This window comes from Actinomyces urinae, from assembly GCF_900119695.1.
GTDB classification, from domain to species: Bacteria; Actinomycetota; Actinomycetes; order Actinomycetales; family Actinomycetaceae; genus Gleimia; species Gleimia urinae.
Map to the genome: position 1 here is coordinate 531226 of NZ_LT632547.1, position 24375 is coordinate 555600.

General features: G+C 56.9%; 19 protein-coding genes and 3 tRNA genes. 10 read left to right on the forward strand and 12 right to left on the reverse strand.

The window, feature by feature from the left end:
• Positions 1–23: 23 nt before the first annotated feature.
• Positions 24–2915 (reverse strand): leucine--tRNA ligase, encoded by a 2892-nt coding sequence (locus BQ7114_RS03695; RefSeq protein ID WP_072342096.1) that lies wholly within the window; start codon positions 2913–2915, stop codon positions 24–26.
• 114 nt (positions 2916–3029) lie between these two features.
• Between BQ7114_RS03695 and BQ7114_RS03700 the strand changes: the two genes are divergently transcribed.
• Positions 3030–3473 (forward strand): HIT family protein, encoded by a 444-nt coding sequence (locus BQ7114_RS03700; protein ID WP_072342099.1) that lies wholly within the window; start codon positions 3030–3032, stop codon positions 3471–3473.
• A 67-nt stretch (positions 3474–3540) separates the two neighbouring features.
• Here BQ7114_RS03700 and BQ7114_RS03705 read toward each other — a convergent pair whose 3' ends face one another.
• Positions 3541–4227 carry a metal-dependent transcriptional regulator gene (locus BQ7114_RS03705; RefSeq protein ID WP_072342102.1) on the reverse strand — a complete coding sequence of 229 codons (687 nt, stop codon included), beginning with the start codon at positions 4225–4227 and terminating at the stop codon, positions 3541–3543.
• Entirely contained in the window at positions 4224–4823 is a 600-nt protein-coding gene (locus BQ7114_RS03710) for a vitamin K epoxide reductase family protein (RefSeq protein ID WP_072342105.1), read from the reverse strand. Before BQ7114_RS03710 ends, BQ7114_RS03705 begins: the two co-directional genes overlap by 4 nt.
• Before the next feature lie 141 nt (positions 4824–4964).
• Between BQ7114_RS03710 and BQ7114_RS03715 the strand changes: the two genes are divergently transcribed.
• A tRNA-Lys gene (locus BQ7114_RS03715) sits at positions 4965–5040 on the forward strand.
• Between the two features lie 117 nt (positions 5041–5157).
• Here BQ7114_RS03715 and BQ7114_RS03720 read toward each other — a convergent pair.
• Together BQ7114_RS03720 and BQ7114_RS09085 are read right to left on the reverse strand one after the other, a co-directional pair.
• The gene (locus BQ7114_RS03720) at positions 5158–6558 is read right to left on the reverse strand and encodes a sugar porter family MFS transporter (RefSeq protein WP_072342108.1); all 1401 of its coding nucleotides are present in this window, start codon (positions 6556–6558) and stop codon (positions 5158–5160) included.
• An 11-nt stretch (positions 6559–6569) separates the two neighbouring features.
• Positions 6570–8300, reverse strand: coding sequence for an alpha/beta fold hydrolase (locus tag BQ7114_RS09085; RefSeq protein ID WP_072342111.1), 1731 nt, complete (start codon positions 8298–8300; stop codon positions 6570–6572).
• A gap of 109 nt (positions 8301–8409) precedes the next feature.
• On the opposite strand from BQ7114_RS09085, the gene BQ7114_RS03730 reads away from it, so the two are divergent.
• Complete coding sequence (locus BQ7114_RS03730) at positions 8410–9111, forward strand: GntR family transcriptional regulator (RefSeq protein WP_072342115.1); 702 nt, start codon at positions 8410–8412, stop codon at positions 9109–9111.
• A gap of 66 nt (positions 9112–9177) precedes the next feature.
• Here BQ7114_RS03730 and BQ7114_RS03735 read toward each other — a convergent pair whose 3' ends face one another.
• Positions 9178–10119, reverse strand: coding sequence for a DMT family transporter (locus BQ7114_RS03735; RefSeq protein ID WP_230205956.1), 942 nt, complete (start codon positions 10117–10119; stop codon positions 9178–9180).
• A 308-nt stretch (positions 10120–10427) separates the two neighbouring features.
• On the opposite strand from BQ7114_RS03735, the gene BQ7114_RS03740 reads away from it, so the two are divergent.
• Positions 10428–10500 (forward strand) — tRNA-Lys (locus BQ7114_RS03740).
• 45 nt (positions 10501–10545) lie between these two features.
• A complete protein-coding gene (locus tag BQ7114_RS03745) occupies positions 10546–11049 on the forward strand; it encodes a hypothetical protein (RefSeq protein WP_072342118.1) in 504 nt (167 codons plus the stop codon).
• 25 nt (positions 11050–11074) lie between these two features.
• Here BQ7114_RS03745 and BQ7114_RS03750 read toward each other — a convergent pair whose 3' ends face one another.
• The 6 genes from BQ7114_RS03750 to BQ7114_RS03775 form a co-directional block, all read right to left on the reverse strand.
• Complete coding sequence (locus tag BQ7114_RS03750) at positions 11075–11548, reverse strand: peroxiredoxin (RefSeq protein WP_072342121.1); 474 nt, start codon at positions 11546–11548, stop codon at positions 11075–11077.
• A 56-nt stretch (positions 11549–11604) separates the two neighbouring features.
• Complete coding sequence (locus BQ7114_RS03755) at positions 11605–12177, reverse strand: flavin reductase family protein (protein WP_072342124.1); 573 nt, start codon at positions 12175–12177, stop codon at positions 11605–11607.
• Positions 12178–12293: 116 nt separating this feature from the next.
• A tRNA-Leu gene (locus BQ7114_RS03760) sits at positions 12294–12376 on the reverse strand.
• Between the two features lie 127 nt (positions 12377–12503).
• Complete coding sequence (gene mnmA, locus BQ7114_RS03765) at positions 12504–13649, reverse strand: tRNA 2-thiouridine(34) synthase MnmA (protein WP_072342127.1); 1146 nt, start codon at positions 13647–13649, stop codon at positions 12504–12506.
• Between the two features lie 6 nt (positions 13650–13655).
• Positions 13656–14648 carry an electron transfer flavoprotein subunit alpha/FixB family protein gene (locus tag BQ7114_RS03770; protein ID WP_072342130.1) on the reverse strand — a complete coding sequence of 331 codons (993 nt, stop codon included), beginning with the start codon at positions 14646–14648 and terminating at the stop codon, positions 13656–13658.
• Entirely contained in the window at positions 14648–15436 is a 789-nt protein-coding gene (locus tag BQ7114_RS03775; RefSeq protein WP_072342132.1) for an electron transfer flavoprotein subunit beta/FixA family protein, read from the reverse strand. The genes BQ7114_RS03770 and BQ7114_RS03775 overlap by 1 nt, the downstream gene beginning before the upstream one ends.
• 182 nt (positions 15437–15618) lie before the next feature.
• On the opposite strand from BQ7114_RS03775, the gene glgX reads away from it, so the two are divergent.
• From glgX to BQ7114_RS03800, 5 genes are all read left to right on the forward strand, one after another.
• Positions 15619–17898: a glycogen debranching protein GlgX gene (gene glgX / locus BQ7114_RS03780; protein WP_072342134.1), complete on the forward strand. Its 2280-nt coding sequence runs from the start codon at positions 15619–15621 to the stop codon at positions 17896–17898.
• A 9-nt stretch (positions 17899–17907) separates the two neighbouring features.
• Positions 17908–19023, forward strand: coding sequence for a tryptophan--tRNA ligase (gene trpS, locus BQ7114_RS03785; RefSeq protein ID WP_072342136.1), 1116 nt, complete (start codon positions 17908–17910; stop codon positions 19021–19023).
• A 78-nt stretch (positions 19024–19101) separates the two neighbouring features.
• Positions 19102–21159: a maltotransferase domain-containing protein gene (locus BQ7114_RS03790; RefSeq protein ID WP_072344760.1), complete on the forward strand. Its 2058-nt coding sequence runs from the start codon at positions 19102–19104 to the stop codon at positions 21157–21159.
• A 59-nt stretch (positions 21160–21218) separates the two neighbouring features.
• A complete protein-coding gene (gene treS, locus BQ7114_RS03795; RefSeq protein WP_072342139.1) occupies positions 21219–23003 on the forward strand; it encodes a maltose alpha-D-glucosyltransferase in 1785 nt (594 codons plus the stop codon).
• Between the two features lie 2 nt (positions 23004–23005).
• The gene (locus BQ7114_RS03800; RefSeq protein WP_072342141.1) at positions 23006–24334 is read left to right on the forward strand and encodes a phosphotransferase; all 1329 of its coding nucleotides are present in this window, start codon (positions 23006–23008) and stop codon (positions 24332–24334) included.
• The last annotated feature ends 41 nt before the right edge of the window (positions 24335–24375 follow it).

A 24375-nucleotide genomic window follows, 5' to 3' on the forward strand; every position in this document is an offset into this window, starting at 1 on the left:
ACATGGCACCGGGACGCGGATCTTTACTTCGGAAGTACGATACTTACGAGCTTTGGAGCCCGCACAATCACCTTCAGCGGATCACGGCCATCCAGAGCCTTAACTGCGGCTTCAGTTTCCAAAGCCAACTTCTCTAGCTCCTCAGCGCTGATCGACGGCGCCACCTCAAGACGTGCCCTCACCTTGCCCGCAATCTGGACAACGCAAGTCACCTTCTCTTCTTCAAGTAGCGACTCGTCCTCCACAACCGGGAACGGCTCGCGCGCAAGCGTGCCCTCATGCCCCAGCTTGTTCCACAGCTCCTCCGCGATGTGCGGGGCGAGCGGCGAAGCCATCAGCACCAGCGGTTCAATAGCTTCGCGCGGCACGCGATCAATGCCCGTCAAGTGATTATTGAGGACGATCATGCGAGCAGCCGCGGTGTTCATCCGCATGTTCTCGTACTCTTCGGTAACGTCCGCAATGGTGCGGGCAACCAGCTTCTTCGTTTCGAGGTCGGCTGGCTCGTCCGTCACGGTAACCGCACCGGTTTCCTCATCAACCACGTTGCGCCAAAGGCGCTGCAAGAAGCGATAGGAGCCCACCACCGCGCGCGTATCCCACGGGCGCGACACCTCGAGGGGTCCCATAGACATTTCGTACATTCGGAACGTGTCCGCACCGTACTCTTCACACATGTCATCGGGCGTCACGATGTTCTTTAGCGACTTGCCCATCTTGCCGTACTCGCGGAACACCTCGCGGCCCTTATAAGTCCAACCGGTTTCCTCATCGCCCTCGACCTCATCGGCCGGCACGTACTCACCGCGGGCATCCTTGAAAGCGTAAGCCTGGATGTAACCCTGGTTAAACAGCTTATGGAACGGTTCCGAGGAGGACACGTGGCCCAAATCGAACAGAACCTTGTGCCAAAAGCGTGCGTACAGCAGGTGAAGCACCGCGTGCTCCACGCCGCCAATGTATAGGTCAGCGCCTCCCGACTCGCCCTTGTCCTTCGGGCCCATCCAGTAGGCCTCGTTGGCCTCGGACGAAGCATAGTAGGTGTTATTTGGATCCGTGTAGCGAAGCTCGTACCAAGACGAACCCGCCCAGTTTGGCATCGTGTTCGTATCGCGATGGTACTTCTTCAAACCATCACCGAGGTCCAGCTCCACCTCAATCCAATCCGTTGCGCGCGAAAGCGCTGCCTCCGGCGTGGTATCGGCATCATCAGGATCGAAAGTGCGGGGCTGGAAGTTATCCAACTCCGGCAGCTGCACCGGCAGCATCGACTCTGGAAGAGCATGCACGCGCCCATCCTCGTCATACACAACCGGGAAGGGTTCACCCCAGTAGCGTTGGCGAGAGAACAACCAGTCACGCAGGCGGTATGTAACCGTCGAGTGGCCAACGCCCTTTTCTTCCAGCCAGTTCGTGATCCGCGCGATTGCGTCGGCCTTGTTCAGGCCGTTGAGTGAGATTTCATCGTTTTGTGAGTTCACAATCAGACCGTCGCCAGTCCAAGCGCCCTCACCGTCAAAATCCTCATCCGGTTGGATTGTGGTCACCACATCAATGTTGAAACGCTGCGCGAACGCAAAGTCACGATCATCATGGGCCGGCACAGCCATAATCGCGCCCGTGCCGTAACCCATCAAGACGTAGTCCGCAACAAACACCGGGACCTTATTTCCATTAACCGGGTTGGTACCAAAAATACCGGTGAACACACCCGTCTTTTCAGTACCTTCCGCAAGGCGCTCATCATCGGTGCGGGACTTCGCCCACGAACGGTAAGCCGCCACAGCCTCGCGCGGGGAGGCATATCCGCCCGTCCATTCTTCGCGCGTGCCTGCTGGCCACTGGCTTGGAACCGTAAGTTCTTGCGCCGGCGTGTCTTCGCCGCCCACCAGCTCATGCTCGGGAGCAACCACCATGAAAGTTGCACCAAACAACGTATCGGGGCGCGTGGTGAACACCGTCAGCTGGGTGGATTCAGTAACCTGACCTTCCTCAACCTCAAAATGTACGGTTGCGCCGGTGGAACGACCAATCCAGTTACGCTGCTGCGCCACCACCTTGTGGGGCCAATCAACCGTGTCCAAGTCCTCCGCCAAGCGATCAGCGTAAGCGGTGATACGCATCATCCACTGCCGCAGACGCGACTTGAAAACCGGGTAGTTGCCGCGCTCGGAGCGGCCATCAGCAGTTACCTCTTCATCTGCCAAAACAGTTCCGAGGCCCGGGCACCAGTTCACCGGCGAGTACGCGACGTACGCCAGGCGATACTCGTCCAGAAGGTCGCTGCGCTCCCCCTCGCTCATCTGCACCCACGGCTTGTGCGGCGTTTCGCGTTTGCCGGACTCGAACTCTGCAACGAGCTCACTAATGGGGCGAGCCGAACCTACCTTGCCATCGCGACGCTTAGCCTGCGGGTCATACCACGAGTTGTAAATCTGCAAGAAGATCCACTGCGTCCAGCGCACAAACTCATCATCGGTTGTGGAGATCGAACGACGCTTGTCATGCGACAGGCCGATACGGGCGAGCTGGCGGCGCATGTTCGTAATGTTGTTCTCGGTGGTGATCCGCGGGTGCTGACCCGTCTGCACGGCGTACTGCTCAGCAGGCAAACCAAACGCGTCGAAGCCCAGCGTGTACAACACGTTTAGATCTTGCATGCGCTTGTAGCGCGCAACCGTGTCCGTGGCGATGTAGCCGAGGGGGTGGCCCACATGCAGACCTGCACCCGACGGGTACGGGAACATGTCTAGCAGATAGAACTTTTCCTTCTTGGCTAGCGGACCTTCAAGATCGCCTTCCCGGTTATCAGCGGCGAACGTCTGATTTTCTTGCCAGTACTGCTGCCAGCGGGCCTCAATTTTGGCCGCGAGCGCCGCGTCGTAGCGGTAAGGATTATCCCCTGCGGTTTCCATGCTCAATTTGACCTCATTCCATCTGTCAATCTGACATTTACACTACCCCACTAATGGGGGTTCTTTAGAATCGGGTGGGGCGAAAAATGGGTGATCTTGTACCACAATGGAGACATGACCATTTTTGAAAAAATAATTGCCGGTGACATTCCCGGCAAGTTCATCTATGCCGACGAAACTTGCGTGGTTTTTGCTGACATCTCCCCGGTCCGCCCAGGCCACGCCCTAGTGGTTCCACGCGAACCGATCAGCGAGTGGACTTCCCTCTCCGACGAGACCGCCGCGCACCTGTTCAACGTAGCCAAACGGATTGGGCAAGCGCAGAAGAAGGCGTTTGGCGCCGAGCGGGCCGGCCTGTCCATCCTCGGCTTTGAAGTTCCCCACACGCACCTGCATGTAGTTCCCCTGCGAAGCGAGGCAGACATGAACCCGGCAAACGCGAAGCCGGCGACGGATGAGGAACTGACCGAGAGCACCGAAGCCCTGCGCGAGGCTCTTCGCGCCCTCGGATACGGAAGCAATGTTCCCCCGCGCATTGACAGCGCAGAACTTGCCTAAACCTTAGCCAATCCAAGCGATTCGGCCGGTCGGGATATTCCTGACCGGCCGAACTGTTTCAAACCTTTTAGACCGATTCGACGTTTTCTGGCGTCACTTTGATACGCGCGGCCAGGGCCGTGGAAATATCAATCCGAGCACCGTTCAGCTCCACGGTTACCTGCCCGGCAACATCCGCGCGCTCGACTACGCGCAGCTTGGCTCCGGGCAAGATGTCGCGTTTTTCAAAGTAGCGCAACACTTCGGGCTCCCCATCGCGAATACGCACAATCTGCATGACCTCATCCAGTGGCGCCCCGCGCAAAGTGAAACACGAGCACCTGTGCACCGAGCCGTCCTTGCCTGGAATCGGATCACCGTGCGGGTCAAAACGTGGGAAGCCCAAAGCCTCATCAAGCTTGTCTATAAACCGGTCAGAAACCGCGTGTTCGAGGTCGTGCGCTTCAAAATGCAACTCGTCCCAGGAATAGCCGAGGGACTTATACAAGAAAGATTCCAAAATACGGTGACGGCGCACCATCTCAATGGCTTCTTTGCGCCCCGCTTCCGTGAGCCTCACCTTTTGATACGGCTGGTGATCCAACAGGCCTGCATCCCTCAGCTTGCGCACATTCTCCGAGGCCGTGGAAGGCACGACCTCCATAATCGCAGCTAGTTCAGTTACGCTAACGCCCTCATCGTCCCACTCCTCTACCGAATAAACAGCCCGCAGGTAGTCTTCCCGAACGGTTGACAACTCACGCTTGCCGGTCACAGGAGGCCTCCGATCTGTTCAGTCATGGTAAACAGCACCACGATAAACACCACTAGGTGCAAGCATACGATGGTTGCCCACGAGTAGCGCAGCATAGTTTTGCCCGCCGCACGCGTGCCCTCGAAAGCGGTCAAAGCTGCGGGGATGAGTACCGCACTCACGATAATCGTTGCCGACCACACCACCATGCAGTACGGGCACAGCGCAGAGAAATTTGTTGCCGACTGGTAGAGGAAGTAGCCCACAAAAACAAGGCCGCCAACCGATCCTAAGCCCAGTAGCGTTGCTGCCGGTTTGCTCAGGCGAGTGCCTAGTAGCATTGCCGCGCCGACTGCAACCAACCCGCCAAATGCCGCGATTCCGAGCGCAGAATTGGGCACGGTGAGCAGGTGGGCCTGCGGCGACATGAGGGAACTGCCGCAACTGATCAGCGAGTTCAGGTCACACCCCAGCGCACCGTCTGGATCTCGCAAGTGACCCAGCTCCGTTTCAAGTAGCCCTAGGGAAGCGAGCAATCCCATTGCTGCACCAAAGACAACTACAGCAGTATTTATGAAGCCAACCGGAACGGAATCTTTAACAACCGTTTTGTCCACGTGATTTCCTTACCTCGACTCCCAAATACTACGAGATAAGGCGCTCCCCTCGCTTCTTTTGTACCAAACGCTGGTGTGTCTAAAACCGCATTGGCGGATTTTGCAGTCTTATCCAGAAACGCGTAAGGTTTTTATCTGCAGGCGCCGTTAGCTCAATTGGCAGAGCAGCTGGCTCTTAACCAGCGGGTTGGGGGTTCGATTCCCTCACGGCGCACCAGATTTCCCCGACTCTGGTCGGGGTTTTTTACTGCCCGTTGCGCAAACTGATCTGGGCCGATCTTCGCAAAATGCTAAGACCGGCCCAGATAATCGCTCAACACTACAAAGCCATGTGCTACTTCAAATTGTAGGTCATGTCTTCGAGTTCAACACCCTTCGTTTCTGGAATATGTTTAACAACCAACCAGATCAAAATCGCGCCCACGACTGCATACGAGAAGTAAGTGCCTGATAGGCCGATGTATTCCTTGGTGACCGGGAACAGGAAGGTGATCAGCGTTCCACCAATCCAGTTTCCTGCAGTTGCCAGTCCCAAGCCAGCGGTTCGGATCTGGTTCGGGAAGATCTCTCCCAGGAACACCCAGAGGACGACGCCCCAGGTTCCACAGAAAATGATGTAAACGAGGTGAACACTGACAAGGGCAATGAATGCCCAAGCACCTGTGAGGTTGAGTGCGCCCGTGTCGGTGGTGGTTCCCTGAGTGAAGGTGATAGCAGCCACGAGCATGGAAACGAACATGCCAACCGCTCCCCACAACAAGAGTGGGCGACGTCCGATCCGGTCAATCACCGCCATGCCAATTAGGGTCATAACGATACCGATAACTGATGTAAGCACAGGAATAAAGACAGAGAGATTTCCAGCGAATCCAACAGTCGTCCACAGATCCGTCGCGTAGAGCAGAACGTTATTGATTCCAGCCATCTGGATTAGGAACGCAAAAGCGAGCGCGATCCAAACTACGGGACGTAGGCCGTACTTGTCGTCACGTAGGTCAGCAAACCTCGGACGGTGACCCGAAAGGGAAGATCGAATTTCAGCAATACGTCCCTTGGGGTCCGAATCTGAACCAACCGAAGCGATGATCTTTTCCGCGCGTTCTTCCTCTCCGATTGATACGAGATAACGCGGAGATTCCGGCAGCGAAAGGACAAAGAAGCCGTACAGCAAAGCAGGAATGAGCTCGCTGATGAACATCCATCTCCAGGTATGGAGCCCAAACCAAGCTACAGCATCCGCCGAACCTGTCACTTTAACCAAGATGAAGTTCGTAATGAAAGCGCCAAAGATGCCGAACGCGATTGCAAGCTGCTGTAGCGTTCCAAGCCTTCCGCGCTTATCTGCCGGCGCGATTTCAGCAATGTATGCAGGTGCGATCACAGCCGAGATACCTACACCCAGGCCGCCCAATAGGCGCCACCACGTCAATGCTTCGAAGCTAAATGACAAACCACTCATTAGAGCAGAGATAGCGAAAAGAACGGCTGCGGTAACCATGACTTTGACACGCCCGATTCGGTTCGCAATTCCGCCCGCGATGGCGGCACCAACTGCAGCGCCCAAGCTCACGATTGAGACAACCAAGCCCGTCTGCCACGACGCTAGAGCGAAACCGGTGTCGGCTCCCGAGACGGATCCGATCGCTCCATTAATAACGGCTACGTCAAAGCCGAATAGGAAGCCGCCTAGTGCGGCCGCTCCAGCAATCTGCAGGAGCCTATTATTGTTACTCATTAGAGTTCCTTTCAAAGACTTGAGTGTGAGCTAATTGGTGCGGCAAGAAATGAACGGATTGTTTCCTTAACTCGCGCCCACGTAAGGGTGCCTGGGATGGAAAGTGCCCCGTGAATAGTGCCCGCGAACATGTGCAATTCCACCGGAACGCCGGCATCGGCTAAATCCTGCGCAAAACGTATGCCTTCATCCCGAAGAGGATCAACAGGATTGACCACGATAAGAGCCGGAGGCATCTTCGCGGCCACTTCCCGAGAAGGCACGTAGGGCGGAACAGCACCCGGATCGCCCAGGTAGTGACGCCACGCTGCCGTTGAAGCAGCACGTGTCCAAATTGGACCATCCTGGTAAGTGTCGAAAGACTTGGTAACCATGCCCGGTTCCAGGCACGGCTCAAGCAAAACTATTCGATCGACACCCTCGAATTCTCCCGTTTGCGCCCCCAGTGCTATCGCCTGCTGAGCCAATCCAGATCCGGCCGAGTCGCCGTAAACGTAGAACGGCAATCCCGGATAAGTTTGCGCAAGATAGCGCATAGAACGGAGGCAATCCAGCGCCGCGGCCGGCCACGGATGCTCTGGAGCCAAACGATAGTCTGGGCTGGCAACCACCGCACCGCCAAACACGTCGATCAAGTCGCTGTTACGCGCATCATCGTAGCGAGCAGCCCCGCCTATATATCCACCACCATGAATGGACAAAACAACAGATCGCGGATTACCCGGACGTTTCAGACACCGCAACACGAAATTCTCATCATCAGCCTGTTCCCCGCCACCGAGCACGACCTCATCAACTTCAACGCCTTCAGCAGGACTAACATCAGACAAAAGCTCTTCGCCGCGTTGACGCACTGAAAGATAGTCCTCGGCATTTTGCTCTGGGGTAGCTTCAATAACTTCTCGTAATTCAGGAGTGATGTATGGCTCAGGTAGAGGCTCGGGCTTTGCGTAACGCTCGAAAAATGCCTCCACAAGGCTATAAAACTCTTCCGGTTGATCCCTGCGAACAGTATGTGAAGCGTCAGAAATCAGCACCGAGCTGATCTGAGAGTTCCCCAGGTGCTCAAGCTCAGAAAGCCCCTCTTTGCCGAAGAGCACATCATCTTTATCTCCCGTAACCACAAGCGTGGGAACCGTGAGCTCCTTAAGCACCTCGCGACCACGCATCCCAACGACGCCGGTAGCAACGAAGCGGCGATCTACCTGCGTCTTCCCCTGCGCCCACGCACCATATTCTGAGGCCGGCCATGCCGTATACACCTTCATGAGTTCAGTGATCGCCTCACCGACGTGCTCTGTGACCAATTCCTGACGCTTGACCAGCCCCTCTGCAGCGTTACGGTACAGCTCCCACTGCTCATCCGTTAAGAGTGCAGGGTCCTCAAGCACCAATGCCTGGACAATTTCTGGAACATCACGAGCGATCACGGAAGCAACTGCCCCGCCAAGCGAGTGCCCTACCAGCACAACCTTGCGACTCGTGCTGTGCCGGGCCGCTTCCACAACAACTGAGCGGATTTCCGCCACGATCGCTTTGAAAGGATCAGCCAGTTCTGCATCAAGAAAATGTCGCGATAAACCATGTCCGAGAGTGTCAAGCAAGTAGATTTTCCACTCGTCTTTCCAATGTTGAGCTATGTCGGACAAAGAAGCGGCGTTATCTGTCACGCCGTGCAAAGCGACAATAACGCCCTTAACCTCGCGGCCGGATACCGAAAAAGATATTCCATGATTAGCCATCAGAGTTCCTTAATCGAGAAACAAAGAGCGACAGCGCCCTAGGGTTACACAAACCACCCTAGGGCGCTATATACTGACTGTCAAGCACTGATTTATCGGAGGCCTCCTAATGGAACCAAAATACGCGAAGGTCTACGACGCCCTATTGGAGCGCGTCGCAAAGATGAACCCTGGCGAGCGATTGGACAGCGAAGTCAAGCTCGCCTCTTCCTTCAATGTTTCCCCGATGACCGTCCGGCGCGCACTCATGCTACTTAATCAAGACGGCCTCACGGTGGGCATTCCGGGACGGGGCACCTTCGTAACAGAGCGTAAAGCGACACTCGCCAAGGCCCCTGTGACCGCGGAGAACAGTTGGAACGCTACGGCCGCGCTCCCCACATACCCCAAACTCGTCTCCGCGGCGCTGCAAAAGGCGGACGAAAGTGAACGTAAGCTCTTGAACACCACCGAAGAGCCTTTTATTGCGCGCATACAGCGCTCCCACTACCTGGACGAAAACCACACAAAACTCGTCGGCATCGAGGTAGGGATTATTAGAGGCGATGTCTTTCCCGGCATCCTCGGATTCGATTTATCCCAAAACCTCAGCGATCTGCTCCTGAGCGACCATTGGGAACCCCAACGAGAGATAACAACGTCGCAGACCATTCGGGCAGCCTTGTCTAACGAAGCGGAAGCCGAACAACTCCACATCTACGAACCAGCGCCTCTACTCGCTCTTGAAACTGCTTTCCTCGACGGAGCAGGAGCAACCTGTGCGAAGATCACAAGCAAGTTTCTGGGAGAACATGTCGAGATCAATCTCTAGAAGCTGCACATATGCATACCGAGAATATCGCCAGCGCAGTGAACCTAAACTTCCGCCCTTAACCGGCTACGCCGCTACCAGCGCAACCTCACGTCTGCGCTGGATGCGTAGTGGCAAAAGTTCAGCTCCAACCATGGCCGCCACAATCAGAGTTCCGCCCAAGATTAACCTAAAGGTTAGGCTCTCGCCGCCAAATGCAACTGCGAAAGCTGCCGCAAACAACGGTTCCAACGTGAAAATAATCGCGGTTGAAGTTGGATTAATATGCGCCTGCGCCCAGGTTTGCAAGAACAACGCAAGTAAGCTTGCCACAAACGCCATATAGAGCAGCGAGGCCCACTGTCCCGCAGTAGAAGGCAAAGTAACACCGCCGGGAAGAGCAAATAGGAACCCGAGGCCGCCCATACTGACCAGTTGTATCACCGTAAGATCTAGCGCGTTTTCCTTGCTGGTCCAGTGCCCTAACACCACGATATGGAGCGTAAACATGAGAGCGCCAAGCAACGTCAAAAGCTCACCAAAGCCAACCGCTAAACCATCCAGCGTCAGCACCATCAAACCACCCGTGGCGATCGCAATGCACACCCAGGTTGCCCGAGCGATCTGAACCCCAAACATCAGCATCAAAACGATGGGAGTAAGAACCACATACATGCCGGTAATAAATCCAGACACAGAGGCGTCCGTGTACTGCAGACCAACCACCTGGAACAACTGGCCAAGCATAAATATCGTTCCAAGCAACATCCCCTTGCCCCAAAGGTCCTTCGAGACCTTCTTCAGGGCACGATAACGCACCGCCATTACCACAATTGCGGCAATAACGAAACGCGTTCCAAGAAAATCCAGCGGCGGAACAGCGCTCACGAGATCTTTAATCAGGAAGAACGTGGAGCCCCACACGGCAGTGATGAAAACAAAGGCCAACACAGCAAGAATAGTGGCAATCTTTTCTGAATCGAATCCTCGCCACCAGAACTTTTCACCGGAATCCCAGTTAAGTCCCATAAAAGTTGTAGTTGCTGTTTCTAACCTGTTTTCACCCTGCCTCAACACAGCTTCCCTTCAACTCATCGCAGAAAACACTAACGACGAAGCGATTATATCCAACTTGACGGGCATAAAATAACCCATTCAAACCCGTCAAACCTAACCGCTTCATCTTATTCTTCGAATCTTCCGAGTCCATATTCTGAACTATTTTGCATGTTTTCTCATTTTGAAGTGTTCCCAAGATCGCACTTCGCGGGTTTGTATTTTCAGCTCCGCCAGTGTTATGCTTTTCGAGTTGTATTCAAGAGCGTTCTTGGCAACATGCGCCGTTAGCTCAATTGGCAGAGCAGCTGGCTCTTAACCAGCGGGTTGGGGGTTCGATTCCCTCACGGCGCACTTTACATATCCCCATCATCATTTCCGTCTTCACTGAGAGCAATCATGGTGCGCCGTTTAACATCCGATGAAGAACGCCTGATTATCGCCGTTCGTGCGCAACTAGCCTCGCGAAAGAAAACCCACATTAACGATGAGGTCATCGAACAAGTAACTCGCCTCGTAAAATCTCTTACCGGGCCCCACAAATTGATTACCGACGCGGTCGGCCCCGTGTGCTCCACCGCAGACCTCGTGGACTGGATGGGAATATCGCGTCAAGCCGTAAACAAAGCCGTGAAAGAGTGCCGCATTTTTGGCGTCCGCGAAGGTAGCGGATCGTGGATGTACCCCACGTGGCAGCTCACTTCTAATTTCCAAATCGTGAACGGCCTGCCCGAGGTTCTTGGCCGTCTCGATGGAGCCATCAGCACCGTTGAGATTGGCCGCTGGTTCGTATCCGCACACCCGGAGCTAGAGGGGCTCTCCCCTGCCCAATGGTTGCAGCAGGGGCGCGAAGTGCGAAGTGCGGTGCGGGTTGCCGAACTCCTAGCCCGAAAGCACCGCTAGGTAGCCCGGTAACTCGCAAAACAAACTATTCGCATCCGAGTTCGCTGCGCAGACGAGCCACGTGGCCCTTCGCGCGAACGTTATACATCGCGTGGGTAACCTTCTTGTCCTTGCCAATCACCACGGTGGAACGGATTACACCACGCACTAGCTCGCCGTAGTTCTTCTTCTCTCCAAATGCGCCCCACGGCTCCATGACTCTCTTCTGTGGATCCGACGCCAACGGGAAATTCAAGCCCTGGTTATCGCGAAACTTCTCTAAGGCCGGCATCTTGTCTGGGCTTACGCCAATCACCGTGTAACCACAAGACTTCAAAGAAGACAGGCTATCGCGAAAATCACAGGCCTGCGTGGTGCAGCCCGGCGTGGAAGCGCGCGGATAAAAATAGACGACTACGCCCTTTGCGGCCTTTTCAAGCTGGTCGTACAGGCTGATTGTGCCTTCGGTCGAATCAAGTTCAAAATCTGGGGCCAACTGGCCCACCTCAAAACGTGTCATGCCTCCATTGTGCACAAAGCCAGCACAACCAGCGCGTTGAAAGCCAGATCTGGCCGCTATACGAAATCCTCAGTACGTCCCCACTGGGCCCGGCCCAGCTTAGACAGCGGGTTCAACTTCGCAAAATCAACCATGCCATCCTCGGCCATAATTTGGCTGTCCGTATGGATCGCCTTCACCTTGCCAATCGTGAGAATCGCCGTTTCTACCTCTACGAACGAATGGACCTCGCACTCAACTGCGACGCGCACGTCATCCAGCATCGGAGCGTTCACGTTCGGGGCCTTCTTCCACGTCATCCCCACCGCATCCGCCTCGGATACGCCGGCCGGGAGCTCCTTGGACGTCGCCGCAACCTTGGGCTGGTCATCCACGCTGGCAATATGCACCGTGAACGCCCCCTCGCGCTTGGCATTGCGATAGGAATCCTTCGGTGCGCGCGAAGTGAACTGGAACATCAAAGGATCCGTACAAACCACAGAAAACAGTGCGTACGGGGCGAGGTTTGCAGACCCATCCTCGTTAAACGTTGCCACCCACGCGATAGGGCGTGGCACAACTAAACTCATTGCGAGCTTATAGGCATCAACCGGCGCTTCATCTTCCGGCTTAAAAACGACGTGTTCCACGTAACTCCCCCCATTCGCAGCAACTTCTACCCACACAGGCTACATGGTTGGGCGGATACCCTGTTACAAGGTGCCGGGGAGACGAAAAGCCCCGGCCATAAGCCGGGGCTGAAACGTGCCCGAGAAGGGACTTGAACCCCCACGTCGCTAGGACACCAGAACCTAAATCTGGCGCGTCTACCAATTCCGCCACTCGGGCAACAGGAAAAAGCATACCAGGCGTGAGGCCAGACTCGTCAAATCAAGCCGGCGTGATCTACACCCCGCAGCTTGGTCTTCCCATCGCGTCGCTCAAAGCGCGGCATTTCAGCCGCGCGAGGCGCTCGTTAGCCGGCTGCCACAGCGGGCCTATCCAGGCGCTGTGTTCCATCAATAATCGACTGCGCAAGCACCCGATTGCCGCGGTAGAGCACCAATGTCTGCCCCGGCGCAATGCCGCGCGCTGACTCTGCGAGCGTCACCCGCAACCCGTCTTCAAAACGCTCCAACTTCTGAATTGGAGCGGGCCTGCCATGCGCGCGCATCTGCGCGTACAGACATTCGTCATCATCCATGCCGAGGGGCTGCGCTTGGGCTGTGCGCACGTCGCCCTCATCGTCGTTAGCATCCCACGTCAAATCAGTAGTGATAACAACGTCTACACTTAGCAACTCAGACGGGCCCACCACTACCTGATTTGCGTCCGGACGCGTTCCCAAAACGTAACGCGGACGCCCATCCGCAGCCGGCCGGTCAATACCAAGCCCCTTACGCTGGCCAACCGTGTACTCGAAGTAGCCGCGATGCTCGCCCAGAACGTTGCCTTCCGTATCCACGATCTCTCCCGTGGATTCACCAAGGCGACGGCGCAAGAAGCCCTGTGTATCACCATCGGGGATGAAGCAAATATCAAACGAGTCCGGCTTATTAGACACTTCCAGGCCGCGTGCCTGCGCCTCCGCCCTCACTGCTGCCTTGGACGGCATATCTCCCAAGGGGAAAATGACGCGCGAGATCTCTTCTTCTCCCATTACGGCAAGAACGTAAGACTGATCCTTTGACACGTCCCGCGCTCGTAGCAATTCATAGTGATCGCCGTGCTTCTCCGCACGCGCATAGTGGCCCGTCACAACCGCGTCGTAGCCCCTCTCGCGGGCACGCACCGTAAGCTCACGGAACTTCACAAACTCGTTGCAACGCACGCATGGGTTAGGTGTGCGGCCAATGCGATATTGCTCGACGAAGTCTGAAATCACGTTCTCTTCAAACTCGTCAGCTAGATCCCAAACCTCGAACGGGATCCCCAGCAACTCGCACGTCCTTGCCGCATCCGCACGATCTTGAGGGTTAGCACAACCGCGCGAGCCAGCGCAGCTATCCCCCTCGGTTTTCAAAGCCATGTGCACGCCGGTGACGTCATAGCCCGCGTCTACCGCACGCGCGGCAGCAACGGCCGAATCGACACCACCGGAAAGCGCCGCAATAACCTTCATACGCGTCTACAGACCCTTCTGCCTCAGAGCGGCAAGCGCCTCCGGCACAACCTCATTAATGTCACCCACAACACCGAAATCGGCGATCTCGAAAATCGGGGCATCCGGATCATCACATACCGCCACGATATGGCGGGACGCCTGGATACCGCACGCGTGATGCACTGCTCCGGACACGCCAAGGCCGATGTACAAGTTAGGCGCAACGCTCACGCCCGTTTGACCAATCTGAGTGGAACGATCGATCCACCCCTCATCCGCCGCCACGCGGGTGGAACCCACCGCCGCGCCAAGCACATCCGCAAGCTCATTCACCAGCGAGAAATCACCATCTGTGCCGCGACCGCCGCACACCACAACCGGAGCCTCCGTCAAAGACACACGACCCTGGCCGCCCTCCTCAATCGAATCCACAACCTCAACGCCAACAGCAGGCCGGGAGTACGCGACCTTGATCGGAACAATTTCCGGTTCCGCGGGCTCGTCAACCTCCTGAGCCTCCACCGCGGACGGGCGCAGACCGATAACCGGAGTGCCCCGTGTGACCTTGAACTTTGTGGACCATGTGCCGGCCAGGACGCTCTTTTGCGCCTCAATCTGACCATCCACAATGCCGCAAGAAGTCACGTCTACAACCGCGCCCGAACCCAAGCGAACCGCTAGACCTGCCGCTACTTCCCGACCGCGATAATTCGAAACGTTTAGCACCGCAGCGTACTGGGCCTCCTGGCGCGCCACCTCGAACGCCGCATCCGTCACAACCGCTGCTACACGCGGCGAAAAGCCCTCCAAATCAGGAGTAAAGACGCGCGCCACGCCATACTTACCAAGCTCAGACACCTGCGGAGCAGGATTAAGAGCAATAGCGTCAATACGACCAGAAGTGAGCGAACCCGCCAACGTAAGCAACTGCTTGGACGGCTCGGTCAGCACAAAACCATCATCGATGTTCCCCGTATGATCCGTGATCACCAGGATCGGAGCTGAAATCTTCTCCACTACTTCAACACCTTCTCAATGTACTCGGCCAGCTTTAGGCCGCCACCTACGCCAGACACAACCTCGCCGGCCGCGCGCTCGGACTGTTCACTGGCCTCCAGCACCATCGTGCCCGCACCCTGCTTGCCGATCACCATTTCATTCGGATCAGCTACATCCTCAATATCGTCAAGCGACCACAAATCCAACGGCTTCTTCCGCGCCGCACGCATGTCCTTGAAGTTGGGGAAACGCGGCTCATTTACCTGGTCCGTCACCGAAACCACAGCGGGCAAAGCACAGCGCAACGTGTCCGTGAAACCATCCGCGTAGCGAACAGCCTGCACGGCATCCTCTGCAATCGAAAGCTCAGACGCAAGCGAAATATAGGGCCAGCCCAAACCAGCAGCCACAGCCGCTGGAACCATCGACGTCATACCATCCAAGCTGGCCATACCCGTAATAAAGAGGTCAATCGGCTCCTCCTGTGCAAGCTTGTGGGCCACAGCCGCAAGAACTTGCGCAGTGCCAATCGCATCAGAACCAGCCAGACGATCATCAGTTACAACAATCGCGCGATCCGCACCTTTTTGCAGTGCGAGCATCGCCGAATCCTCGGCATCCTCTGGCCCCATGGTCACAACAATGACCTCGCCACCAAGTTCTTCTACAGCAGCTACGGCCGCCTCGATCGCATTTTCATCAAGCTCATTTAGAGTGTCGTCCTCACCACGAACCAACCGCCCATTTTCAATCCGGCGTTCAGACATGACATCGGGGACATGCTTAATACTGACCAAAACTCTCATACCCAATACAGTGCCACAATTTTGCCTACGTTGCCGTATCTAAAATGCACTTGTGACCAACCTTAAGGGCGTGCAAACACTACAAAAAAGCAGGTTTATCCCCGAGCGGGTATCATCTTTGCGGTATATGAAATAGGTGGCACCTAAGTTACGAGCCACTTACAAGGAGACGTTGAATCACAATGGCGCAGCAACACACGCACGCAGGCCAAGAAAACTGTGGCCGCAGGGGTGACCTCGCCCCCTCCACGCAACACCCCACCAATCTCGGTGCCACACCCGTGGCAGGCGGCGTCGATTTCGCCGTAGCCGCTCCTGATGCGAAGAATGTTGAGCTGTGCATTTTTGCTGACGCCTCCCGTCACAGCAAAGAGACCCGCTACGACATGACGCTCCACGAAGGCGGAATTTGGTCAGCACACCTACCTGGTGCCGGCGTTGGCACTGTGTACGGATACCGCGTTGACGGCAAGTGGGACCCCGAAGGCGGCTCTGCTTTCAATCCCAACAAGCTTTTGTTGGACCCATACGGCAAGGGCATCGAAGGCGAGGTTGTGCTTAGCCCCGCCATCCATGCGCACGAGGTGGACGACAACTTGTTCCCATCTGCAACCCCCTACAAGCAGTCGAAAACCGACTCGGCTGCCTGCACGGCGCGCTCGGTCGTTGTACAAACAAACGAGTTCGCGGTATCTGCAAAACCGCGTACGCCGTGGAACAAATCCGTCATCTACGAGCTACACGTCAAAGGCTTCACCAAGCGAATGCAGGCTGTCCCAGCCGAGCTTCGCGGCACCTACGCCGGCCTTGCCCACCCCGCCGCCATTGCGCATCTAAAAGCGCTCGGCGTCACCGCAGTTGAACTGCTTCCCATCCACGCCTCCTGGAACGAGCCCTTCCTCCAAGGCAAAGGGCTTTCCAACTACTGGGGATATTCCACGCTTTCCTACTTCTCCCCCGAACCTCGCTACGCCACCAAGCAAGCGCGCCAGCTTGGCGCGCAAGCCGTACTAGATGAAGTTCGCGGCATGGTCTCTATCCTGCACGAACACGGCATCGAAGTGCTCCTAGATGTGGTGTACAACCACACGTGCGAGGGCGGACTTCCCGGCCAGATGATCTCCTGGCGTGGGTTCGGCCAGCGACTGTACTATCGCCACACCAACGAACGGCCTGTGCAGATGATTGATGACACGGGCTGTGGCAACACCGTGAACTTTGACGAATCCCTCGTCATCCAACACACCCTCGATTCGCTACGCTACTGGTCCGAAGAAGTAGGCGTTGACGGTTTCCGTTTCGATCTTGCCTCAACGCTCGGCCGCCACTCGCACGGCTTTGCCTCCAACCACCCGTTCTTCATGGCCCTTGCAGCCGACCCTATCCTCAACAAACAAAAGATAATTGCCGAACCGTGGGACATTGGCCCGGGCGGCTGGCAAACCGGCAACTTCCCCCTGCCCTGGTCCGAATGGAACGACCGCTACCGCGACACCATCCGCTCATTCTGGCTAGCTGACTTTGCACACCTTGAAGCTGGCCGCCAAAGCCAAGGACCCAACGAGCTTGCAACCCGCATCTCCGGCTCAGCCGACCTATTTGGTGAAACGCTAGGCAAACTTCGCCCCGTTCGCTCCTCGGTGAACTTCATTACCGCCCACGACGGTTTTACCCTGGCTGACCTGACCGCATACAACCACAAGAACAACTTCGCCAACCTTGAAGGCAACCTGGACGGCACGTCCCAAAACCTCTCGTGGAACCATGGGGTTGAAGGCCACATGAATCGTATTCCTCGCCCCTCTGACGCGGAACAGGAAACTCCCCTGGGCATGCTGGACTCCGTGTTCTACGCCCGCGAGCGCTCCATGCGTAACCTCATGGCCACGCTCCTCATCTCGGCTGGAACGCCCATGATCACCGCCGGCGACGAAATTGGACGCACCCAGCACGGCAACAACAACGCCTACTGCCAGGACAACGACATTTCGTGGGTCAACTGGGACATGGATTCTTGGCAACACGACCTACTTGAATCAGTGCGCTACCTGATTGCCCTACGCGCCAACCACCCGGTTATGCGGCCAAACTCGTTTGCCTCCGGCGGCCCGAGGTGCGGCGACGAAATCGTCGACCTGTCTTGGTACACGGCTAACGATCGCAAGTTCAAGCCGGAAGACTGGCACAAGGTTAAGCACCGCACTTTGCAAATGCTGCGCTCCGGCGCGCCCTGCGATGATTCCGACATGCTCGTGGTTTTCAACGCGACGCTGAACTCGAAAACAGTCATGCTTGCCAAGGGCAGGGGACGCAACTACCGCCTCGTGTTTGATTCGTCTTGGACCAACCCGAGCGAGGGCGGCGTCATCAGTGCATCTGACCACAGCGGCTGCGACATCGCAAAACCGGGATCCATGGTGCACATCGAACCCCAATCCCTGCAGATTTATCTGTCCGAGTAGTGCGATAGGATGAGGCGCGTGAGCAACAAAGCTGAAGAGACCTTAAGTAAGAGTACAGATTCCGCGTCTTTGGCCCGCGCTGTGGAGCGTTCTGCCGAGCTCAATAAAGAGATCGACAAGGACCCAAGCCGATTCCGCATGCTAACCGGTGACCGTCCAACCGGCCACCTGCACCTGGGCCACTACTTTGGGACCATTAAGAACCGTATTGAGCAGCAGCAGCGCGGCATTGAAACCTGGCAGCTGATTGCCGACTACCAGGTGATTACCGATCGCGACGGGGTTGGCCCGTTACGCGAGCGCGTACTGTCCCTACTCACCGATTACATTGCAGCTGGGATGGACCCGGAGCGCGCAACTATTTTCACGCACTCTGCTGTACCGGCCCTGAACCAGCTAATGCTCCCATTCCTTTCTTTGGTAACCGAGTCCGAACTACACCGCAACCCCACCGTCAAAGCTGAGCTTGACGCCACCGATGGGCGGGCAATGTCCGGGCTCCTCCTCACCTACCCGGTTCACCAGGCAGCCGACATTCTCTTCTGCCGCGCAAACATCGTTCCGGTTGGGCAAGACCAGTTGCCGCACCTCGAACAAGCCCGAGTCATTGCAAACCGCTTTGACCGCCGCTACGGCCGCGCAGACAAGAACAAGCCAGTCTTTAGGCGTCCCGAAGCTCTACTGTCCAACGCTTCGCACGTCCTCGGCCTCGACGGCGAAAAAATGTCCAAGTCTCGCGGCAACACCATTGAGCTACGCATGAGTGCCGACGAAACCGCAAAACGTCTCAAGAAGGCGAAAACGGACGCGGATCGTGTCATCACCTATGACCCGCAAAACCGTCCCGAGGTTTCCAACCTTCTACTCATGGCATCCATGGCATGTGGAGAAAGTCCCGAAGCTATCGCCGATCAGATCGGAGACGGAGGTGGCGGAGCCCTGAAGGCCCGCGTAACCGAAGACCTCAACACCATGCTCGCCCCCATCAGGGCGCGCCGCGCTGAACTATCCGAAAATGAGGACTACCTGCTTGAAGTCCTGCGAAAAGGCAACGAACGCGCAAACGAAGTTGCAAACGAGACACTAAGCGACGTCCTAACCGCTATGAATATGAAGTACTACTAAAACATTTTGTAAAGCTTTCGACGAGTCTAAGGAGCCGGACCGATGCCAGCAGTCAAAGCGAAGAACACCACTTCGACCATGAAGAATCCAGTTCCCCCTCGCGCACGGATCACGCGCATCCCTGCAACCGAGGTGTTCCCGGTAATCGAACAGGGACTTTGGCCCGCAAAAGCAACGGAAGGCGAATCTTTCCCCGTGCGCGCAACCGTGTTCCGTGAAGGACACGACGCGCTGGGGGTAGAGGCCGTTCTGATAGACCCAGAAGGCAAAGAGCACATGCGTGCCTACATGCATGACATCGCTCCGGGCCTCGACCGCTACGAGGCGTGGCTCATGCCTGACCGCCCCGGCGCGTGGCAGTTCCGCATCGACACCTGGTCCGACCCGTACACTTCCTGGGCGCATGACGCCGCCATTAAAGTTGCGGCCGACGCGGACGTTGAGCTCATGCTTGAAGAAGGCGCTCGCCTAATGGAACGCGCCGCCGACGGGCGTCCCCGTCCCAGGGGCAGTCGCAAGCAAAAAGGACCGGATAAGGCTGGCAAGGCAGTGCTCCTGGAGGCAGCCAAGCTGCTGCGCGATGAAAGCACCTCGCCCCAAACCCGGCTGTCTGCGGGCCTGTCGTCGAGAGTGCGTAACGTGTTCCGCCACTTCCCCCTACGGGAGCTGTGGACGCGCACGCGCACCTACCCGCTGAAGGTAGATCGCAAAGCCGCGCTGTTCTCCTCCTGGTACGAAATCTTCCCTCGCTCCTACGGCGCACACCGCGACGAGAATGGCGACTGGGTGTCCGGCACGCTGGCCGGCGCAGCCCAGCAGATTCCCCGCATCGCGAACATGGGTTTTAGCGTTATCTACCTAACCCCCGTCCACCCCATCGGCACCAGCTTTAGGAAGGGACGCAACAACACCCTCGAAGCCGGCCCAATGGATCCAGGATCGCCATACGGCATTGGCGCGCCACAGGGCGGACATGACGCTATCCATCCTGACCTTGGCACGTTTGAAGACTTCGACAACTTTGTTGCCAAAGCGCGCGAACATGGCATGGAGGTGGCACTTGACCTCGCTCTGCAATGTTCGCCCGACCACCCGTGGGTCAAGGAACACCCCGAATGGTTTAGCGAACGTGCAGATGGCTCTATTGCCTACGCGGAGAACCCGCCCAAGAAGTACCAGGACATCTACCCACTGAACTTCGACAACGATCCAGAAGGTATCTACCGGGCGGTTCGCGACGTTGTCCAAAAGTGGATCGACCACGGGGTAACCCTGTTCCGCGTGGACAACCCGCACACCAAGCCACTGAGCTTCTGGCAACGCTTCCTCGCCGAGTTTAACGAAAAGCACCCCGAGGTGATCTTCCTGGCCGAAGCCTTCACGCGGCCCGCCATGATGCGCACGCTTGGAGCCCTCGGCTACCACCAGTCCTACACGTACTTCACTTGGCGAACCACTAAGAAAGAGCTACTCGATTATTTCGAAGAAGTTTCCAAGGACACCGCTCACGTGATGCGTCCGAACTTCTGGCCCACCACGCACGACATCCTCACCCCGCAGATGACCACCGGAGGCGCCGCAATATTCGCCCTGCGTGCAGTCCTTGCCGCCACTGCATCACCCTCGTGGGGCATCTACTCTGGGTACGAGTTCGTAGAGAACGTGCAACGGCCCGGGTTTGAAGAGCAAATCGACAACGAGAAGTACGAATACCGCCCCCGCGACTGGGAGGATGCGAACAAGTACGGCCTCGAAAACCTACTCACTTTGCTGAACACCGCACGAGGCCGCCACCCGGCCCTCCAGCAGTTGCACCGCATCCAGGTGCACGAGACCTCGGATGACCGACTGGTTTGCTTCTCTAAGCACGTGCCCGCAAAGTTCAGTCCCAACGGCGAAGAAGACACCGTCATCGTTGTTGTAAACCTCGATCCACACAACGCGGTTGAAGGTTCGGTAGACATCGACCTGTCAAAACTCGGCGCCACCATCGACTACGGGCCAAACGGCCCCGTGCTGAACGTTGTAGACGAACTCGATGGAGTTGAATACCAGTGGGGCGAGCACAACTACGTTCGCCTCGAGCCATCAATCCGTACCGCGCACGTGCTTGCCGTGCGCCCCGCGAGCAACTAACACTGCGAGGGCGCGGAATGTCGCGCCCTCGTCATACAAAGACAGCTTTAAGGAACACCATGCCCCTACCGCCGCGAGACACCGCCCCAACCGGCGCTATCCCGCTGATTCCTAGAAATGGCGATGACGCCACCACGCGCGAAGTTCCCGAAGAACGCGTGGTAGCCACGCTGCCCACGCCCGCCGAAGATCCGCAGTGGTATCGCACCGCCGTGTTGTACGAAGTGCTCACCCACTCATTCTTTGATGCCAACAACGACGGCACGGGTGACTTTAAAGGGCTCACAGAAAAGCTGGATTACCTGGCGTGGCTAGGCATCGATGCTATCTGGATTCCCCCGTTCTACCCGTCCCCCATGGGCGACGGTGGATACGACATCTCGGATTACACCAACGTGGATCCTCGTTACGGCACGATGCATGACTTCCACACACTTATGGAAGAAGCCCACAAGCGCCGTATCCGCGTGGTGATCGACATGGTCATGAACCACACCTCCTCCGACCACCCCTGGTTCCAAGCATCGCGCCAGGATCCAGCAGGCCCGTACGGCGACTTCTACGTATGGCGAGACCGCCCCGCGGAGTACCTGGACGCGCGCGTCATCTTCATCGACACCGAAGATTCGAACTGGACATACGACGAAGTTCGCGGCCAATACTTCTGGCACCGCTTCTTCAGTCACCAGCCCGACCTTAACTTCGAGAACCCGGCCGTGCGCGAAGCTGTCAAGAACACAATCCGCTTTTGGGCCAATACAGGCGTGGATGGATTCCGTCTCGACGCTATCCCCTACCTCTATGAAGAAGATGGCACCAACTGCGAGAATCTGCCACGCACTCACGACTTCATTGCTGAACTGCGCGACATGGTCGACGAGGAATACCCCGGCACCCTTCTGATTGCAGAAGCCAACCAGCCCCCGCACGAGGTGGTTGCATACTTCGGATCCGATTCAAGACCCGAATGCCACGTGTGCTTCCACTTCCCGATCATGCCCAAGATATTTGCAGCGCTACGCGAAGAAACCTCCAAGGGAGTGCGCGAAGCCTTTGCCGCAACTCCGCCCCTTCCTAAAGGCGGACAGTGGGGCACCTTCTTGCGCAACCATGACGAGCTAACTCTCGAAATGGTCACCGATGAAGAGCGCCAAGCCATGTACGGTTGGTACGCGCCCGAACCGCGCATGCGCGCCAACGTGGGCATCCGACGCCGCCTCGCCCCGCTATTGCGCGGTTCCAGGCGCGAGGTTGAACTGGCGCACGCCATGCTCCTGTCATTCCCCGGCTCCCCGTTCCTCTACTACGGAGACGAGATCGGAATGGGAGACAACATTTGGCTCAAAGACCGCGACGGGGTTCGCACGCCCATGCAGTGGGATTCCACTCCCGGCGCCGGCTTCTCTAAGGGCGACCCCGACACTTTCTACCTGCCCCTAATCGAAGACGGACCGTACGCACCGGCCGCCGTCAACGTGGCAGAACACCGATCCCGCCCCACCTCAATGCTCAACTGGCTACGCGGCATGTTGGAGGTGCGCAAACGCTACCCCGTGTTCGGCATTGGATCACTCACGCTTCTATCCACGTCAGACGACGCCGTCCTCGCCTACCTTCGCCGCGACGAGCGTCAAACCGTGCTGTGCGTGAACAACCTGTCTACTACTTCTCGCTCGGCCACCATCCAACTACCCGGCATGGGCGGCTGGCACCTGTATGACACCGCCTCTGGGAACCGATTCCCTAACGTTCGCGAAGACGAAACCATTGACATCACGCTTGGACGCCACGGTTTTTACTGGCTCGAAGCCACATTCCTAAACGAAGAAGACGAAGAGGAGTAACCATGGGCGCTTCATGGCCAGCAGACGTAAACCTACTAGACCAAATCGACACCTGGCTGTACAAGCAACGCTGGTTCCCCGGCAGCACCGGAGAATCCGTACGCCTGGTTGCCAACGTTGACCTCTCAAGCTACTCAGCTGATCCAGCCAGCGGTGAAGGCGAGGACGCGCTTGAGCCAGTCTGGATCTCCATTATTCAAGTGGGCGAAACCTTCATTTCTGTACCGCTTGCATACACCGAGACCAAACCCGACTTTGGCCTTATTACCGAGCTTCAAGGCGCCTACCTAATCGACGGAGCATATTCTCCCGCGTTCCTCCGGGCGTGGCTACGCAAAGCCCACGCAAACGGCACGCTCAGCCCCATTGAGCCACAGCGCGCCGATGAAGCACTAGAGAGCCTGCTTGCAGAAGCTGCAAGAGCGTTTGTACTTACCGGAGAGCAATCCAACACCTCCGTATGCTTTGGTGGCCCATTTGCATGCGTGCTGAAGCTACTTCGTGTACTTCATCCCGGTCTACACCCCGAAGTGGAAGTCACACTAGAACTTGCGAAACTGGGTTGGACACATGTGCCAAATCCCATCGCCTACCTGGAAGAAGAGTTCCAACTGGAAGGACTGCGCGGGAACGCTGTACTTGGCTTCGCCGGGTCACTGGTTAACAGCGGGCGCGACGGATTTGAACTTTTCGTTGAAATCGCAGGCAAGAACGAGGATCCCACACCACTTGCCCGAGACCTTGGAACTGTAACCGCAGGACTGCACGAACATATGGCAAAAGCCTTCGGCGAGTTCGCATCCGCACAGGCGAAGCAGCTCGAGGACCGCCTGCGTGTCAACCTGGCTGCGGCCGCAGCTGAGGTTCCGAGGCTACGCGAAAGTGACCTCATTGAACCTCTCGAAGCCAAAATCGAAGGCATCGGGAGTATCGAAAACCTGCCACCCATGATTCGCATTCACGGCGATTACCACTTGGGACAAACCCTACTTGGCGAGAACGGCTGGGTAATCCTTGACTTCGAAGGCGAACCACTGCGCCCGCTGGAAGAACGCCGCGAACCCGACTTCGCGCTCCGTGACGTTGCCGGCATGCTCAGATCTTTTGACTACGCCGCCGCAAAGGGAGGAGCAGACCAAGCCTGGCTACACTCTGCGCGCGAAGCCTTTATCGATGGCTACACCGGCGGCGGCGGCCTTGGCCAAACCGAAAGCGAGCTCAGTGCCGTTCTCGAAATCGAAAAAGCGGCCTACGAAGCCGTTTACGAATACCGGATGCGACCCGACTGGATTTGGATTCCTGAAAACGCGCTTGCTCGACTTGCAAAATAAGACACTCTCATAAGCGCAAAAACTGGGCTCATACATGGAAG

Bases quoted from the DNA above. Each gene is read 5' to 3' on its own strand.
- BQ7114_RS03735 (WP_230205956.1), bottom strand. From the start codon at position 10,119: ATGGGACTTAACTGGGATTCCGGTGAAAAGTTCTGGTGGCGAGGATTC.
- BQ7114_RS03800 (WP_072342141.1), top strand. From the start codon at position 23,006: ATGGGCGCTTCATGGCCAGCAGACGTAAACCTACTAGACCAAATCGAC.
- BQ7114_RS03695 (WP_072342096.1), bottom strand. From the start codon at position 2,915: ATGGAAACCGCAGGGGATAATCCTTACCGCTACGACGCGGCGCTCGCG.
- treS (WP_072342139.1), top strand. From the start codon at position 21,219: ATGCCCCTACCGCCGCGAGACACCGCCCCAACCGGCGCTATCCCGCTG.
- BQ7114_RS03700 (WP_072342099.1), top strand. From the start codon at position 3,030: ATGACCATTTTTGAAAAAATAATTGCCGGTGACATTCCCGGCAAGTTC.
- BQ7114_RS03750 (WP_072342121.1), bottom strand. From the start codon at position 11,548: ATGACACGTTTTGAGGTGGGCCAGTTGGCCCCAGATTTTGAACTTGAT.
- BQ7114_RS03730 (WP_072342115.1), top strand. From the start codon at position 8,410: ATGGAACCAAAATACGCGAAGGTCTACGACGCCCTATTGGAGCGCGTC.
- BQ7114_RS03720 (WP_072342108.1), bottom strand. From the start codon at position 6,558: ATGAGTAACAATAATAGGCTCCTGCAGATTGCTGGAGCGGCCGCACTA.
- BQ7114_RS03745 (WP_072342118.1), top strand. From the start codon at position 10,546: ATGGTGCGCCGTTTAACATCCGATGAAGAACGCCTGATTATCGCCGTT.
- glgX (WP_072342134.1), top strand. From the start codon at position 15,619: ATGGCGCAGCAACACACGCACGCAGGCCAAGAAAACTGTGGCCGCAGG.
- BQ7114_RS03775 (WP_072342132.1), bottom strand. From the start codon at position 15,436: ATGAGAGTTTTGGTCAGTATTAAGCATGTCCCCGATGTCATGTCTGAA.
- trpS (WP_072342136.1), top strand. From the start codon at position 17,908: ATGAGGCGCGTGAGCAACAAAGCTGAAGAGACCTTAAGTAAGAGTACA.
- mnmA (WP_072342127.1), bottom strand. From the start codon at position 13,649: ATGAAGGTTATTGCGGCGCTTTCCGGTGGTGTCGATTCGGCCGTTGCT.
- BQ7114_RS09085 (WP_072342111.1), bottom strand. From the start codon at position 8,300: ATGGCTAATCATGGAATATCTTTTTCGGTATCCGGCCGCGAGGTTAAG.
- BQ7114_RS03790 (WP_072344760.1), top strand. From the start codon at position 19,102: ATGAAGAATCCAGTTCCCCCTCGCGCACGGATCACGCGCATCCCTGCA.